This is a genomic window from Streptomyces sp. BYX5S (assembly GCF_054724165.1).
Map to the genome: position 1 here is coordinate 7,528,702 of NZ_CM138829.1, position 15,742 is coordinate 7,544,443.

The window sequence follows — 15,742 nt, forward strand, 5'->3', positions numbered from 1 at the left end:
GTCCTCGTCCGATATTCGGACCAAGCGCTCCGTTAGGAGGCCTGGCCGAAGATGTCGATACGGTCGCCCTCAGCGAGGGTCACGATGGCGCGCTTGGTGTCGGCACGCTTGCCGAACCCGGTGCGCGTACGCTTCCGCTTGCCCTGGCGGTTGATCGTGTTGACGCCGGTGACCTTGACCGAGAAGACCGTCTCGACGGCCTGCTTGATCTGGGTCTTGTTGGCGCCAGGAGCCACGATGAACGTGTACTTGCCCTCGTCGAGAAGCGCGTAGGACTTCTCGGAGACGACCGGCTTGACGAGGACGTCGCGCGGGTCCGAGAACGACTTGCTCAGCGGCGTGGGCTCAACGGCGATCTTGCCCTCGGTCGCGATGCGCTTCGCCTTGGCGACGCGCGCGGCCTTGGCGGCCTTGGCGGCCTTGGGCGCAATGCTCGGGTGACGCGTAGCCATCAGGCCTCGCTCCCTTCGGTGTCAGCGGCCTTGGGGCCAGACACGAAGGACTCGAAAGCGGCCTGGGTGAAGACCACATCGTCCGAGACGAGAACGTCGTACGTGTTCAGCTGGCCCGGCTCCAGGATGTGGACCTGGGGCAGGTTGCGGGCGGAGAGCCACGCGGCCTCGTCGGTGCGCTCGGCGACCAGGAGCACGTTCTTGCGCTCCGAGATCTTGCCGAACAGCGACTTGGCGGCCTTCGTGGAGACCTCGCCCTCGACCACGCCGGAGACGACGTGGATGCGAGCGTTGCGGGCCCGGTCGGTGAGGGCGTGACGCAGCGCGGCAGCCTTCATCTTCTTCGGGGTCCGCTGCGAGTAGTCACGCGGCACGGGGCCGTGGACGACGCCACCGCCGGCGAACTGCGGCGCACGGGTCGAGCCCTGACGGGCGCGGCCGGTGCCCTTCTGGCGGTACGGCTTCTTGCCACCGCCGCGGACTTCGCCACGGGTCTTGGTCTTGTGCGTGCCCTGACGGGCAGCGGCCAGCTGCGCGACGACGACCTGGTGGATCAGCGGAACGCTGACCTTCTCGACGTCGAAGATCTCCGCGGGGAGCTCGACGGACCCGGCCTTGTCGCCCGCCGGCGAAAGGATGTCAACAGTGCTCATCGGTTACCTCAGGCCCCCTTGGTCGCGGTACGGACCAGGACGAGGCCGCCGTTCGGACCAGGAACCGCGCCCTTGATGAGCAGCAGACCCTTCTCCGCGTCAACGGCGTGGACGGTCAGGTTCTGGGTGGTGACCCGCTCGTTGCCCATGCGGCCCGCCATGCGGGTGCCCTTGAACACACGGCCGGGGGTGGCGCAACCGCCGATGGAACCCGGCTTGCGGTGCACGCGGTGGGCACCGTGCGATGCCTTGCCACCACGGAAGTTGTGGCGCTTCATGCCGCCGGCGAAGCCCTTGCCCTTGCTCTGGCCGGTCACGTCGACCTTCACGCCGCCGTCGAACACCTCAGCGGTGATCTCCTGGCCGAGGGTGTACTCGCTGGCGTCAGCGGTACGGATCTCGACGAGGTGGCGACGGGGGGTGACATCGGCCTTGGCGAAGTGGCCCTTGAGGGGCTTGTTCACCTTGCGCGGGTCGATCTCGCCGAAGGCGAGCTGGACGGAGTCGTAACCGTCGACGTCGTTGGTGCGAACCTGGGTGATCACGTTCGGACCGGCCTTGACGACGGTGACCGGAACAACACGGTTGTTCTCGTCCCACACCTGCGTCATGCCGAGCTTCTCGCCCAGGATGCCCTTGATCTGCTTAGTCATCTTCAGATCACCGGCCCTCAGAGCTTGATCTCGATGTCGACGCCGGCCGGAAGGTCGAGTCGCATCAGGGAGTCAACGGTCTTCGGGGTCGGGTCGAGGATGTCGATGAGGCGCTTGTGCGTGCGCATCTCGAAGTGCTCGCGAGAGTCCTTGTACTTGTGCGGCGACTTGATGACGCAGTACACGTTCTTCTCGGTAGGCAGCGGCACCGGGCCCGCGACCGACGCACCAGTGCGGGTCACCGTCTCGACGATCTTCTTCGCCGAGGAGTCGATGACCTCGTGGTCGTAGGCCTTGAGCCGGATGCGGATCTTCTGTCCCGCCATGGCTACTTAGTAGTCCTGTCTCTCGTAACGCTCTGGAACCCGGGGGCCCTGTTTCACACTTCCTCCGCCCCACGCGGTCGGGCGTGTCGCAGTCCCGCTGACAGAAATATCCGCATGGATGTCCCTGCTAAGGGGTCTGCGGCCCAAGAACCGCATGTACACGGGGGAAGAAACCCACCGAGCGCCTGGCCGAGACACCGCGCTGAGCTTCCCGGAAGATTCCCGTACGTCCGGCCGATTGCTACCCCGAGGGGTAGATACAGCCGACGAGTACTGTGGGACTCGCTTCCGGTCCTCCCGGCGGGAGGCGCGCAGCATCGGCACTCAACCGAGCAACCCCGACAGTCTGCCACAGAGGGCACTCCCGGGGCCAATCGAGCCGAAGAGAGTACCCCCTCAGTGACGAAGGTCAAACCAGGGGTGTCCGTGTCGCACTCGCCCCACGGGGCGCTACTGGTCTGCACCAGCCCCTTGCCCGTACCGCTCCCACACCCCAAGCTCCCTTCATGGAGCTGGAGTTGCGGCACCTCAGGACGGTCCGGGCGATCGCCGACGCGGGCAGTCTCACCAGGGCGGCGACCGTACTCGGTCTGGCCCAGCCCGCGCTGAGCGCCCAGCTCAGGCGGATCGAGCGGATCCTCGGCGGGGAGCTCTTCGAGCGCGGAAGGCACGGGGTGCGCGCCACCGCCCTCGGTGAGCTGGTCCTGGAGCGGGCCCGGATCGTGCTCCCGGCCGTCTCCGGGCTCCAGCAGGAGGCGACCCGGTTCGCCCGCGGCGGGCGGGCCCGCGACGCCCTGCGGCTCGGCGGCACGCACGGCCCGCTGCTCGGCGCCCTGGTCGACCGCCTCGCCGGCGTGCTGCCGGACACCGCCGTGACCACCCGCGCCACCTGGTCCGAGCGGGAGCTGGCGGACCACGTGGACCAGGGCCTCCTCGACTACGCGCTGCTCGGCACCTGCGGCGCCGCTCCCCCGCCGGGCCCCGCCCACCTGGAATGGCGGGAGATCGCCCCGGACCCGGTCTGCGTGATGCTGCCCGAGGGGCACCCGGCGGCCGGCCTGCCGCGGGTGGACCTCGCGGCGCTGGCCGCCGAGGCGTGGGCGTGCGTGCCCGGCGACGGCTGCTTCGCGGACTGCTTCACCGCGGCCTGCGCCCGCGCGGGCTTCACCCCGCTCCGCATGTACGAGACGGACACCGCGTCCTGCGCGCACCTGGTACGGGTGGGCCGGGCCGTGGGCCTGTGCCGGGCCACGTTCCCGCCGACGCCCGGCATCGCCGTCCGCCCGCTCACCGGGACCCCGCTGCTGTGGCGGCACCTGCTGGGGCTGCACCCCGGTACCCAGCACCCGGACATCGCCGCGCTCGTCCTCGCGCAGGCCCGCGGCGCGCACGCGGACGCCGCCCGCGCGGCCACGAACGGGGCTTCCATAACGCCGGGCCCCGGGGTCGGCTGACGTCTTACGCGCCCGGCGGCGGCGTTCCTACGGTTTCGGCACCTCCCCACCGACACGACCGAAACCGAGGAGACACCATGCTCCACAGACGCACCAGGGCCGTGTGCGCGGCCCTGACGACGTCCGCCGCGCTGATCGTCGCGGGGCTCGGCAGCTCCGCGAGCGCCGCCCCCGCCCCCTCCCCCGCCGACACCGCGCGCACGCAGGACGCCCCGCCCGCCCTGCTGAGGGCGATGCAGCGGGACCTCGGCCTCGACCCCGCGCAGGCCCGGCAGCGCCTGGCCGACGAGGCCGACGCGGGCGCCACCGCGGGCCGCCTGAGGCTCGCCCTCGGCCGCGACTTCGCGGGCGCCTGGGTGCACGGCGCCGAATCCGCCGGGCTGACCGTGGCGACGACCGACGCCGCCGATGTCCCCCGCATCGAGGCGGCGGGCGCCGACGCCACCGTCGTCCGCCACTCGCTGGCCGAGCTCGACGCCGCGAAGGCCCGCGTCGACCGGGCGGCGCGGCACCACGACACCACGACGACGCCCGTCTGGTACGTCGACGTACGCTCCAACTCCCTTGTGGTGGAGGCGAGTCGGCGCTCCGCCGTGCCCGCGCTGCTGAACGCCGCGAAGGTGGCCGACGGGCTCGTACGGGTCGCGGAGTCGGCCGGGCAGCCTCGCCCGCTGTACGACCTGCGGGGCGGCGACGCGTACTACATGAACAACAGCGGCCGCTGTTCCATCGGTTTCCCGGTCACCCGCGGCACCCAGCAGGGCTTCGCCACGGCCGGGCACTGCGGCCGGGCGGGCACGAGCACCACCGGGTACAACCGGGTCGCGCAGGGCACCTTCCAGGCGTCGACGTTCCCGGGCCGCGACATGGCGTGGGTGGCCACCAACGCGTCCTGGACCGCGACCCCGAACGTCAACGGCTCCAGCGTCCAGGTCGCCGGTTCCACGCAGGCGACCGTCGGCGCGTCCGTGTGCCGCTCGGGCTCCACCACGGGCTGGCACTGCGGCACGGTCCAGCAGCTGAACACCAGCGTCACCTACCCCGAGGGCACCATCTCGGGCGTGACCCGCACCTCGGTGTGCGCCGAACCGGGCGACTCCGGCGGCTCGTTCATCTCCGGCAGCCAGGCCCAGGGCGTCACCTCCGGCGGCTCCGGCAACTGCACCAGCGGCGGCACCACGTTCTTCCAGCCGATCAACCCGCTGCTCCAGACCTACGGCCTGACGCTGCGGACCACCGGCGGCGGCGACCCCGGTGAACCGGGCGAGCCGGGCGGCACCTGGGCCGCGGGCACCGTCTACCAGGCGGGCGCCACGGTGACGTACGGCGGCGCCGCGTACCGCTGCCTCCAGGGCCACCAGGCGCAGCCGGGCTGGGAGCCCCCGAACGTGCCCGCGCTGTGGCAGCGCGCGTGAGGACCACCTGAGGCCGGCACTTCGCCCCAGGTCCGGACAGCAGAGAGGGCCCGTACGACCGAAGTCGTACGGGCCCTCTCAGTGCTCTACGAGCAGGTGCTCAAGGAGCTACCAGGCATCAAGCCCCGAAGGGACTCAACAGGTAAGGAAGACTTACTTGTTGATCTTGGTGACCTGGCCGGCGCCCACGGTCCGGCCACCCTCACGGATGGCGAACTTCAGGCCCTCTTCCATGGCGACCGGCTGGATGAGCTGGACGGACATCTCGGTGTTGTCGCCCGGCATGACCATCTCGGTGCCCTCGGGGAGGGTCACAACGCCCGTCACGTCCGTCGTACGGAAGTAGAACTGCGGACGGTAGTTGTTGAAGAACGGCGTGTGGCGGCCACCCTCGTCCTTGGACAGGATGTAGGCCTGGGCCTCGAACTCGGTGTGCGGCGTGACCGAACCGGGCTTGATGATGACCTGGCCGCGCTCGACGTCCTCGCGCTTGATGCCACGGAGGAGCAGACCGACGTTCTCACCGGCCTGACCCTCGTCGAGCAGCTTGCGGAACATCTCGATGCCGGTGACCGTGGTGGTGGTCTTCTCGGTCTTGATGCCGATGATGTCGACGGTCTCGTTGACCTTGAGGATGCCGCGCTCGATACGACCGGTGACGACGGTGCCACGACCGGTGATCGTGAAGACGTCCTCGATCGGCATCAGGAACGGCTTGTCGACGTCACGCTCGGGGGCCGGGATGGCCTCGTCGACGGCCTTCATCAGGTTGAGGACGGACTCGCCCCACTCCTTGTCGCCCTCGAGCGCCTTGAGCGCCGAGACCTTGACGACCGGGACGTCGTCGCCCGGGAACTCGTACTCGGAGAGGAGCTCACGGACCTCGAGCTCGACGAGCTCCAGGATCTCCTCGTCGTCCACCATGTCGGCCTTGTTCAGGGCGACGACGATGTACGGAACGCCGACCTGGCGGGCCAGGAGCACGTGCTCCTTGGTCTGCGGCATCGGGCCGTCGGTGGCGGCGACCACGAGGATGGCGCCGTCCATCTGCGCGGCACCGGTGATCATGTTCTTGATGTAGTCCGCGTGACCCGGGCAGTCGACGTGGGCGTAGTGACGCGCCTCGGTCTGGTACTCGACGTGCGCGATGGAGATCGTGATACCGCGCTGGCGCTCCTCAGGAGCCTTGTCGATCTGGTCGAAGGCCGAGGCCTCGTTCAGGTCGGGGTACGCGTCGTGCAGCACCTTGGTAATGGCGGCCGTGAGGGTCGTCTTACCGTGGTCAATGTGACCGATGGTGCCGATGTTGACGTGCGGCTTAGTCCGCTCGAACTTCGCCTTCGCCACTGGGTCCTCCTGTGGAGTGGTTCTGGTACGCCTTACTCATCGGCGCCAGGTGATCTTTGCTGGGATGCCGGGCCCCGGGGCACTTCGCGACGGTTGCCGTGAATTGCCCCGAGAGCTCCGGAGTCAAGCCTAAAGCGTGAACTCGGGTGAGTTACTCGCCCTTGGCCTTCGCGATGATCTCCTCGGCGACGTTCCGCGGAACCTCGGCGTAGGAGTCGAACTGCATCGAGTAGCTCGCGCGACCCGACGTCTTGCTGCGGAGGTCGCCGACGTAGCCGAACATCTCCGACAGCGGAACCAGGCCCTTCACGAGACGGGCACCGGCGCGCTCCTCCATGGCCTGGATCTGGCCACGGCGGGAGTTCACGTCACCGATGACCTCGCCCATGTAGTCCTCGGGCGTGGTGACCTCAACGGCCATCATCGGCTCGAGGAGCACGGGACCGGCCTTGCGCGCGGCCTCCTTGAACGCCTGCGAACCGGCGATCTTGAAGGCGAGCTCGGAGGAGTCGACCTCGTGGAAGGCACCGTCGAGCAGCGTCACGCGAACGCCGGTCATCTCGTAACCGGCGAGGATGCCGAACTGCATGGCCTCCTGGCAGCCGGCGTCGACCGAAGGGATGTACTCCTTCGGGATACGACCACCGGTGACCTTGTTCACGAACTCGTAGCTCGCGTCGCCACCCTCGATCGGCTCGATCGAGATCTGCACCTTGGCGAACTGGCCGGTACCACCAGTCTGCTTCTTGTGCGTGAAGTCGACCTTCTCGACCGTCTTGCGGATGGTCTCGCGGTAGGCGACCTGCGGCTTGCCGACGTTGGCCTCGACCTTGAACTCCCGCTTCATGCGGTCGACAAGGACGTCGAGGTGAAGCTCGCCCATACCACCGATGATGGTCTGGCCGGTCTCCTCGTCGGAGTGCACCTGGAAGGAGGGGTCCTCCTCCGCGAGACGCTGGATGGCGACACCCAGCTTCTCCTGGTCACCCTTGGACTTGGGCTCGATGGCGACCTGAATGACCGGCGCCGGGAAGTCCATGGACTCCAGGATGACCGGGTTCTTGTCGTCGGACAGCGTCTCACCGGTGGTGGTCTGCTTCAGGCCCATGACGGCGACGATGTCACCGGCGCCCACCGACGCGATCTCCTCACGCTTGTTCGCGTGCATGCGGTAGATCTTGCCGATGCGCTCCTTCTTGCCCTTGACGGAGTTCAGCACCGCGGTGCCGGCCTCCAGGCGACCCGAGTAAACCCGGATGAAGGTGAGCTTGCCGAGGTGCGGGTCGCTCGCGATCTTGAACGCGAGGGCCGACAGCGGCTCGTCCTCGGACGGCTTGCGCTTCACGACGACCTCGGGGTCCTTGACGTCGTGGCCCTCGATGGCCTCGACGTCCAGGGGGGTCGGCAGGTAGCGCACGACCGCGTCGAGCAGGGGCTGAACGCCCTTGTTCTTGAACGCGGTACCGCAGAACACCGGGGTGACCGTGGTGCCCTCGGACTTGCCGGACGCGATGGTGATACGACGGATCGCGGCGTACAGCTGCTCCTCGGACGGCTCCTGGCCCTCCAGGTACAGCTCCATGATCTCTTCGTCGTTCTCCGCGACGGCCTCAAGGAGCTTGCCGCGGTACTCGTCCGCAGCTTCCTTGTGCGTGTCGGGGATCTCGACGGTGTCGTAGGCCTCGCCCTTGGCGGCCTCGGCCGACCAGACGTACGCCTTCATCGTGACGAGGTCGACGACACCCTGGAAGTCGGCCTCGGCCCCGATGGGGAGCTGCATGACGAGCGGCTGGGCGCCCAGGCGGTCCGAGATCATGTCCACGCAGCGGTGGAACTCGGCGCCGGTACGGTCCAGCTTGTTGACGAAGCAGATGCGCGGCACGCCGTAACGGTCGGCCTGACGCCACACCGTCTCGGACTGCGGCTCGACACCGGCGACACCGTCGAACACCGTCACGGCACCATCGAGCACACGCAGGGAGCGCTCCACCTCAACGGTGAAGTCGACGTGCCCCGGGGTGTCGATGATGTTGATCGTGTAGTCGTTGTTCTCGAGCGGCCAGTGGCAGGTGGTGGCAGCGGACGTGATCGTGATGCCACGCTCCTGCTCCTGCTCCATCCAGTCCATCGTGGCGGCGCCGTCGTGGACCTCACCGATCTTGTACGAAACGCCGGTGTAGAACAGGATCCGCTCGGTGGTGGTCGTCTTGCCCGCGTCGATGTGGGCCATGATGCCGATGTTGCGCACCTTGGCCAGGTCAAGCGAAGTGGTAGCCATAAGGCTTCAGTCTTCTCTCGGTCTCGATGTGGGTTGCGACTACCAGCGGTAGTGCGCGAAGGCCTTGTTGGACTCGGCCATCTTGTGCGTGTCCTCGCGCTTCTTCACGGCAGCACCGAGGCCGTTGGAGGCGTCGAGCAGCTCGTTCATCAGACGCTCGGTCATCGTCTTCTCGCGACGGGCGCGCGAGTAGCCGACGAGCCAGCGGAGCGCGAGGGTGTTGGCGCGGCCGGGCTTGACCTCGACCGGAACCTGGTAGGTCGCGCCACCGACACGGCGGGACTTGACCTCGAGGGTCGGCTTGATGTTCTCGAGCGCGCGCTTCAGCGTGATGACCGGGTCGTTGCCCGACTTGTCACGCAGGCCCTCCATGGCGCCGTACACGATGCGCTCGGCGGTGGAGCGCTTGCCGTTCAGCAGCACCTTGTTGATGAGGGAGGTCACCAGAGGAGAACCGTAGACCGGGTCGATGATGACCGGGCGCTTCGGGGCGGGGCCCTTACGAGGCATTCTTACTTCTCCTTCTTGGCGCCGTAGCGGCTGCGGGCCTGCTTGCGGTTCTTGACACCCTGGGTGTCGAGCGAACCGCGGATGATCTTGTAACGAACACCGGGCAGGTCCTTCACACGGCCGCCGCGCACGAGCACGATGGAGTGCTCCTGCAGGTTGTGTCCCTCACCCGGAATGTAGGCCGTGACCTCGATGCCGCTGGTCAGACGCACACGCGCGACCTTACGGAGGGCCGAGTTCGGCTTCTTCGGGGTGGTCGTGAACACACGCGTGCAGACGCCACGGCGCTGGGGCGAACCCTCGAGTGCGGGCGTCTTGTTCTTCTCGACCTTGTCCTGCCGGCCCTTCCGGACCAGCTGCTGGATCGTAGGCACTACTTCTCCGGTTTCTGTGTGCCGAGTAGTAAAGCTAACCTGGAACGTTTCCCGACCCACGCGGTCGGGTGTGTCGAATACTGCAGACCCCCACCGAAGGGCGGGAAGGCAGCAGATTGCGGTGGCCGGATCGGACTCGCCGTGCGGTTGATGACACGCACACGAGCCCAGGCACACCCCAGGCACAAGGTCTGAGCGTACCTATCTCATACGCTGTGGTCAAAACAAATACCCCGGAGCCAGGACACGCCGGGCGCCCGCTACGGGTTGCTGGCCCCGGCGATGACCATCAGGAGGATGAACAGCGACCATCCGGCGACGGCCAGCCACCCGAGCACGAGCCCGCCGACCGCCATCCCGTCGCCGTTCTCGCCCCGCTGACGGATCTCATGGCGCGCCATGTGCCCCAGGATGACCGCGGGGATCCCCGTGAGCCCGCCGCTCAAGAACGTGCCCACACCGCACACCAGCGACGCGATCGCCTTGCCGTTCGTGGGCGCGGGCGGCGGCAGGAACGTCCTGGGCACGCCCGTCATCATCTGCTGCGGCGCCGCCGGCCCCTGCGGCAGATCCGCGACGAGCATCGTCAGCTCCCCCACGGTGCGCGCCTGATAGGCCCGCTCGACCCGCTTCTCGTACTCGCTCTGCTGCAACCGCCCCTCGGCGAACCCCGCACGCAGCACATCGACCGCCCGCTCCCGGTCCGCGTGCGCGGCCAGCATCGACGGCTGCTGCCCCTGCGGCCCCTGCCAAGGGACCGGCTGCCAAGACGAATTCGACACGAGACCACTCCCCCGGACCAGGACGGCATTAGTCCTCTGCCACCCATAATGCTTCAACGCTGATTATCCGCCACCGGTTCCCGCGGCAACTTCCACTACGGCTGATTGTCGCCAGCCTCTACGTGGCTGCCTCAAGTACGTTGACTGGTTGCGGGTCCAACAGGCTGGTCACGGGGGCGGTGGATGTCAGCGGGGCGCACGCGCGCGTGGGACGACGACGGTTTCGACGACGGCGTGCCGTTCCTGGCCCGCCTCGAGAAGACCGACCGCGCGGAACTGCTCAGGATCGGGCACCTCCTGCGCTATCCGTCCCGCAGGGTCCTCATGCACCAGGACGAGCCATCGGCCCACGTTCTGCTTCTGCTGCACGGCTGGACCAAGGTGACCGCCATCGCGGCCAACGGCTATGAGGCGCTGCTCGCCCTGAGAGGGCCCGGCGACATCGTGGGTGAAGGTGCGGCGCTCAGCGGTCGGCACCGATCGGCGACCGTGACCACTTTGGAGCCTGTCGAGGCCGTGGCCATAGACGAGGGACGCTTCACTGAGTTCCTGTCCGGCAGCCCTCGCGTCGCGCTACGGCTACTGAGCCTGACGACGGACCGACAGCGCGCGACCGACCGACGTCGACTCGAGTGGGCGGCGCTCACCGTCAGGGAACGGCTCGCGGTGCTGCTGCTGGAACTGGTCCGCACACACGGTCGGCACACCGACGAGGGCATCGAACTCGTCGTCCGGCTCAGCCAACAGGAGTTCGCCGGTTCCGTCGGCTCCTCCCGCGAAGCCGTGGCCCGGCTCCTGAAAGAACTGCGCGACAAACACGTGGTGGTCACCCACCGTCGGCGCCTCGTCGTGCTCCGCCCGGACGTCCTGCGTCGCATCACTGGCGAGCGTCTCGTGTAGCGCCCTTTCTGTGCACACGGTCACAGTTCGTGGGTGTCATCGGCCCTCCACCGCGCCGCCATGTCCCGCCATGGTGACGGACAACGGCGTTCCCACCCGAGAGGCAGTCATGACCGACCCCGTGTTCCGCACGATCCTCCTCTTCGACATCGAGCAGTACGGTGCCCGCGACGACGTGGAACAGGCGTTCCTCCGGCGGCTCCTGTACGAGGTTGTCGACTCCACGCTGCTGGCCGCGGCAGTCGACGAAACAGCCCGCCTGCGTGCGGACCGCGGCGACTCCGTCATGGAACTCATCGATGCCCATGCCTCCGTGCCGGTGCTCGTGAAGACGCTGCTGGCCGAGACACCTGCCCAGCTTCACAGCAAGAACCGCCTGATCGCGTCCAGTGCTCAGATGCGGCTGCGCATCGTCCTGTCATCCGGCTACGTAGCTGTCGACGGCCTCGACGGCTGGGTCGGCTCGGACCTCAACCATGCCGTTCGTCTCCTCAACTCCGATCCGCTGCGCAACGCGCTCAAGGAGCGCGAGGACGAGAGCGTCCTGTGCGTTTCCGACGCCATCTACCAAGGAGTGGTGCGCCACAGCCCCTTGGGCGTGCGCCCCGCTGACTTCCACCGCATCACCGTGGACACCAAAGAAGGCCCCACCGTGGCGTGGCTGCACGGCTCAGCGCGCACACCGGACCCCACCGATACGGCCACGGCCTCCCTCGACGCATCGCCTCCGCCTGCCGCCGGGCACGGCCAGACCCTCATCGAGGGCAACCAGTACGGGCAGGCCGGTGGCATCCACCACGGTGACTCGACCTTCACCTTCGGTGATCTCGGCCGGGGCGGGCCCCGGTGAGCCCCGCCGAGGCGAGCACGGGCGCGGCCAATGCAGCGGCCGACAACGCCCGGGACAGCGAGCAGGAAGAGGCGCCGGAGTCCCAGGAGCAGCAGCGCCAGAAGGCCTGGGCCGCACGTCAGGCGCTGATCACGCACGGCCCCGACTTCATCTCCACCCTGGTCACCGGCGATCAGTACGGCCAGAGCGGGGGGACGCACATCGGGGACAAGATCTTTCAGATCGCGGGACGACCACAGGCTCAGCACGCCAGGTCGGGGCCCATCCCTCCGGCGGACATCGACGAACTGGCCGGCGTCTTCCGGGAGTCGCCGGCCTTTCACAAGGCGCTGACCCGGTTGCGGACAGAGCGAGTCGTCCTGCTCGTCGGCCGCCGGGAGACGGGCCGCCGCGCCGCCGCCGTGATGTTGCTGCACCAGCTGGGCATCCCCCGGCTGCGCTCCCTCGCCCCGGACGCCACCTTCGCCACACTCCCCGAGCATGTAGAGGCGGCCGGCGGATACATCGCCTGCGACCTGGCCTTCAACAGACACCAACCGCTGCACGAGGCCCACCTGCTGGCTCTGCGGGAACGGCTGGAGCTCATCGACGCGCACCTGGTGATCACCGTCGAGCCGTCCACGGCGCTGCACGACGTCTGGTGCGAGCGATGGGAACCGCCGGCGGCCGAGCACATCCTGCACGCGCACGTCACCCAGGCCCTCGGGCAGAGCGCCTGGGACACGGTGTGCGAGCGCGCCCCGGTGCGGGACTTCATCGCACGCCAACCGGACCCGGGCGAGACGGCGCACTTCGCACGCAGCCTCGTCGCCTTCCACCGCGGCGAGATCGACGACGAAGGGCTCGCCGCCTTCGGCAGGACGGCGCTCGCCGACCGTATCGACCGCTGGCTCACCCAGGCGGATCCGGTCCTGCGTGACAAGTCGTTCCTGATCTCCCTCGCTGTCTTCGACAAGGCACCGTACGCCGTCACCGCAGAGCTGAGCGACGAACTCTTCGTCCATCTCCAGGCACTCGCGGATCCCACGGTTCCTCCGAAGATCCCGGTGTTCGGCACCCGCCGCGAGGACCGCATCCGTCTCGCCGACGCCGTGGGCTCCGTGGCCACGGAGGTCACCGAATGGGGCCCGCTCCAGGGGCAGTTCGTCGCCGAGTTCCGCGACGGGAACACCGCCAGGACGTTGTTGACGACGGTCTGGAACCTCCACCCCTCCGCCCGGCCCGCCCTCGTCGAGTGGGTCAGGCAGCTCGCCCGGGACCGACGAGCGCTGGTGCGGACCCGGGCGGCGGCCACGGCCGCACAGCTCGCCACCGCCGACCTGCCATCCGCCATGGCGCACCTCATCGAGCCGTGGGCCGACGGCCGGGACGCCAACGACTGGCTCACTGCCGCCAACGCTCTCACCATGGCCAAACTGCTCGAGGTGCCGGTCGTCGCGCAGATTCTGCGCGACTGGTGCACCGGCGAACACAACAGCAGGCGATGGACGGCGGTCCGCGCGTACGGCTTGCTCGGCCCGGTGCTCCACGAATCCGCGCTCACGGCCGTCCTCGACGCCATCCACCAGAGGGGCCGCACGGACGTCGACCCGGTGGGCGAGGACGAGGAGGACAAGGAGGAGGAGGCGATTCAACTCGCCGATGCCCTCCAGTTGCTGCTCCTCGCGGTCAAGGACCCCGTACTGACCGCCCTGGCCGAGCGCCTGGAGGACAGAACGATCCGCGCCCACGCGGTCTTCGCGTTCCTCCGGGCCTGCGGACAGCTCACCGAGGACGGCTCCCGTCCCTTCGTTCTCGACTGGTACGCACACGCCGCGGCAGACGAGAACACCGAGGCCACGCGCGCCCTGACCAGGTTCTGGCAGGCCGCGCTGAACGACCCGGACCGAACGGCACAGGCCCTGCGTGTGCTCGGCGGCTGGGTCCTCACCGCCGACCACGAGTCATGGGCCGAGTCCGCGCTCGCTTCCCTGCTGCCCGGCCTGGTCACCAACACCACCGACTACCGGCGCATCAGTCACCTGCTGCGCACGATCCGCACCTCCGACGGCGAGCACTCACCTGCGGGTCACCGCCTGCACGCACACATCAGCAGGGCATGACCCACCACCCTTCCCTCACCCGCCTCGAAGCTCCGAGGAGGCCCGCCATGGAACAGACCGGCAACCGACCGACACCGCCCGAGCAGCCGACGCCACCCGCATCCGAGGACCTCGACTGGCTGCGCCAGGACCGCCAGAACCCGACCGCGCACCCTGTGTCCGACGCCGACCCCGTCCACTACGTCTGGCAACTCCCGCGCTTCCGCCTGGGCAGCCGCCGCTACGTCGGACAGGCCGACCACGCCCTTGTCTTCGTCACGCGCAGGGGAGCCTACGAGACGTTCCGCCCGCCTGCCCGCCCCGTGCACGTGCGCCGCTACGTGGCCATGTACGAGGTGGACACAGATCCCCACGCCTTCCAACTGCGCGTTCCACTGCCGAGCAGGGTCGACAGCTTCGAGTTCGAGGCGACGGCCGACATCACCTGGCGCGTCGTGGACCCGGAAGCGTTCGTCAGGAGCCAGGAGCGCGATGTGCCGGGCCTGCTGACCCGCAAGCTGCTGCCCCGTATGCGCAATGCAAGCCGTTTCCACGCCGTGGAAGCGAGCGCCAACGCTGAGCAGGCCGTGCAGTCGGCGGTTGAGGACGCGGTACCGGCCGCGCAGGCGGGCCTGGACGTCACCTGCACGGTGCGGTTGCGTCGCGACGCCGCCGCCCGATCCCACCAGGCCCGACTCCGCGCCGCACGGCACGAGATGGAGGCCGCGCATCCGGAGCACAAGGCGGCCCAGCTCCGTGAGGCGTACGAGGAGGACCGCAGGGCCAAGAAGGTCACGTTCTACGAGGAGCATTTGACGCGGAGCAGTACCGCCGCGCTCGCCCTGCACCTGACCGCCCACCCCGACGAAACTGCCCTCGTTATGAACCACCTGAATGAGGATCAGCGAAAGCTGGTGGACCAGCAGCTGCGCCTGATCGAGCAGGTCCTGACCAGCGAGAAGCTGGAGAGCCACCAACTCGAGAAGCCCCACGACCTGATCATCGAGCGGATGGCGGCCATCCTGCGCGGCTCACCGAACGACGAGGCCGACGAGCCGACCAGCCGCCCCTCCCCCGACGAGCCCCCGGCTCTACGGTTCCGCAAGGACCCGGAGCCCGGAACATGACGCGCGTCGCCCCGCCGCCCGACGACTCACGGCTGAAGGCGGGCACGCGACTCCTGGCCGACCTGCGTGCCGAGATCACCCGAGCCGATACGAAAGCAACGGTCCTCGTCGGCGCCCACGGCATCGTGGCTGGAGCCCTGGGCACACTGCTGAACCATCGCCGCTGGACACCCGGCGCGCTGAGCCCGCCGGCCGCCCTGCTCTGGTGGTCGGGGACGGTCTCACTGGTCGTCGCGCTTCTCTGCCTGCTCATGGCCGTGATGCCTCGCTACCGCCGCAAGGGCTGGGCTCCAGGAAGACCACTGACCTACTTCGGCGACATCCACGACGCGGCACGGACGGGCCACCTCGCCAACGCTCTCGCGGACACCGGCCAGAATCCGGCGCGCGGCCTGCTCCTGTCGCTCACGGAGACAAGCCGTATCGCCGCCCGTAAGCACTTCTGGATCCGGGCCGGAGTGACCGCCTTCGGCTGCGCCGCGGTCCTGATCGCCGGATCACTGTTGATCGCCTGACTGCACGCCCTCGCACCGCAACAGC

At 68.6% G+C, this 15,742-nt stretch carries 16 protein-coding genes; 7 read left to right on the forward strand and 9 right to left on the reverse strand.

All coding sequences use genetic code 11. From position 1 onward, the window contains the following. Nucleotides 1-32: 32 nt before the first annotated feature. From rplW to rpsJ, 4 genes are read right to left on the reverse strand one after another with little or no spacing between them, the layout of a single operon-like run. Nucleotides 33-452: a 50S ribosomal protein L23 gene (rplW, locus tag ACYBSK_RS33925; RefSeq protein WP_457481081.1), complete on the reverse strand. Its 420-nt coding sequence runs from the start codon at nucleotides 450-452 to the stop codon at nucleotides 33-35. Next, nucleotides 452-1,105: a 50S ribosomal protein L4 gene (gene rplD, locus ACYBSK_RS33930; RefSeq protein WP_457481082.1), complete on the reverse strand. Its 654-nt coding sequence runs from the start codon at nucleotides 1,103-1,105 to the stop codon at nucleotides 452-454. The genes rplW and rplD overlap by 1 nt, the downstream gene beginning before the upstream one ends. Nucleotides 1,106-1,113: 8 nt before the next feature. Continuing rightward, complete coding sequence (gene rplC / locus ACYBSK_RS33935; protein WP_457481083.1) at nucleotides 1,114-1,758, reverse strand: 50S ribosomal protein L3; 645 nt, start codon at nucleotides 1,756-1,758, stop codon at nucleotides 1,114-1,116. 17 nt (nucleotides 1,759-1,775) lie between these two features. Further along, a complete protein-coding gene (rpsJ, locus tag ACYBSK_RS33940; RefSeq protein ID WP_003948644.1) occupies nucleotides 1,776-2,084 on the reverse strand; it encodes a 30S ribosomal protein S10 in 309 nt (102 codons plus the stop codon). Nucleotides 2,085-2,590: 506 nt separating this feature from the next. On the opposite strand from rpsJ, the gene ACYBSK_RS33945 reads away from it, so the two are divergent. Together ACYBSK_RS33945 and ACYBSK_RS33950 are read left to right on the forward strand one after the other, a co-directional pair. Next, on the forward strand, nucleotides 2,591-3,538 hold the full coding sequence (locus ACYBSK_RS33945) for a LysR family transcriptional regulator (RefSeq protein ID WP_460244381.1): 948 nt from the start codon (nucleotides 2,591-2,593) through the stop codon (nucleotides 3,536-3,538). 77 nt (nucleotides 3,539-3,615) lie between these two features. Beyond that, nucleotides 3,616-4,953: a carbohydrate-binding protein gene (locus ACYBSK_RS33950; protein ID WP_460244382.1), complete on the forward strand. Its 1,338-nt coding sequence runs from the start codon at nucleotides 3,616-3,618 to the stop codon at nucleotides 4,951-4,953. 153 nt (nucleotides 4,954-5,106) lie between these two features. Here ACYBSK_RS33950 and tuf read toward each other — a convergent pair whose 3' ends face one another. The 5 genes from tuf to ACYBSK_RS33975 all read right to left on the reverse strand — a co-directional run bounded on the left by tuf (nucleotide 5,107) and on the right by ACYBSK_RS33975 (nucleotide 10,244). Then, a complete protein-coding gene (gene tuf, locus ACYBSK_RS33955) occupies nucleotides 5,107-6,300 on the reverse strand; it encodes an elongation factor Tu (protein WP_457481086.1) in 1,194 nt (397 codons plus the stop codon). Between the two features lie 151 nt (nucleotides 6,301-6,451). Further along, on the reverse strand, nucleotides 6,452-8,578 hold the full coding sequence (gene fusA / locus ACYBSK_RS33960) for an elongation factor G (protein WP_457481087.1): 2,127 nt from the start codon (nucleotides 8,576-8,578) through the stop codon (nucleotides 6,452-6,454). A 39-nt stretch (nucleotides 8,579-8,617) separates the two neighbouring features. Beyond that, nucleotides 8,618-9,088 (reverse strand): 30S ribosomal protein S7, encoded by a 471-nt coding sequence (gene rpsG / locus ACYBSK_RS33965; protein WP_381834568.1) that lies wholly within the window; start codon nucleotides 9,086-9,088, stop codon nucleotides 8,618-8,620. Between the two features lie 2 nt (nucleotides 9,089-9,090). Beyond that, nucleotides 9,091-9,462, reverse strand: a complete 372-nt coding sequence (rpsL, locus tag ACYBSK_RS33970; protein ID WP_003948652.1) for a 30S ribosomal protein S12 — start codon at nucleotides 9,460-9,462, stop codon at nucleotides 9,091-9,093. Nucleotides 9,463-9,722: 260 nt separating this feature from the next. Continuing rightward, nucleotides 9,723-10,244, reverse strand: coding sequence for a DUF1707 and DUF4190 domain-containing protein (locus ACYBSK_RS33975; RefSeq protein ID WP_457481088.1), 522 nt, complete (start codon nucleotides 10,242-10,244; stop codon nucleotides 9,723-9,725). Between the two features lie 183 nt (nucleotides 10,245-10,427). Between ACYBSK_RS33975 and ACYBSK_RS33980 the strand changes: the two genes are divergently transcribed. The 5 genes from ACYBSK_RS33980 to ACYBSK_RS34000 all read left to right on the forward strand — a co-directional run bounded on the left by ACYBSK_RS33980 (nucleotide 10,428) and on the right by ACYBSK_RS34000 (nucleotide 15,717). Further along, entirely contained in the window at nucleotides 10,428-11,144 is a 717-nt protein-coding gene (locus ACYBSK_RS33980; protein ID WP_460244383.1) for a Crp/Fnr family transcriptional regulator, read from the forward strand. A gap of 109 nt (nucleotides 11,145-11,253) precedes the next feature. Beyond that, entirely contained in the window at nucleotides 11,254-11,994 is a 741-nt protein-coding gene (locus ACYBSK_RS33985) for a hypothetical protein (protein ID WP_460244384.1), read from the forward strand. Further along, nucleotides 11,991-14,096 carry a hypothetical protein gene (locus tag ACYBSK_RS33990; protein WP_460244385.1) on the forward strand — a complete coding sequence of 702 codons (2,106 nt, stop codon included), beginning with the start codon at nucleotides 11,991-11,993 and terminating at the stop codon, nucleotides 14,094-14,096. Before ACYBSK_RS33985 ends, ACYBSK_RS33990 begins: the two co-directional genes overlap by 4 nt. 47 nt (nucleotides 14,097-14,143) lie before the next feature. Beyond that, nucleotides 14,144-15,202: a hypothetical protein gene (locus ACYBSK_RS33995; protein WP_460244386.1), complete on the forward strand. Its 1,059-nt coding sequence runs from the start codon at nucleotides 14,144-14,146 to the stop codon at nucleotides 15,200-15,202. Beyond that, nucleotides 15,199-15,717, forward strand: a complete 519-nt coding sequence (locus tag ACYBSK_RS34000) for a Pycsar system effector family protein (protein ID WP_460244387.1) — start codon at nucleotides 15,199-15,201, stop codon at nucleotides 15,715-15,717. The genes ACYBSK_RS33995 and ACYBSK_RS34000 overlap by 4 nt, the downstream gene beginning before the upstream one ends. Nucleotides 15,718-15,742: the final 25 nt, after the last annotated feature.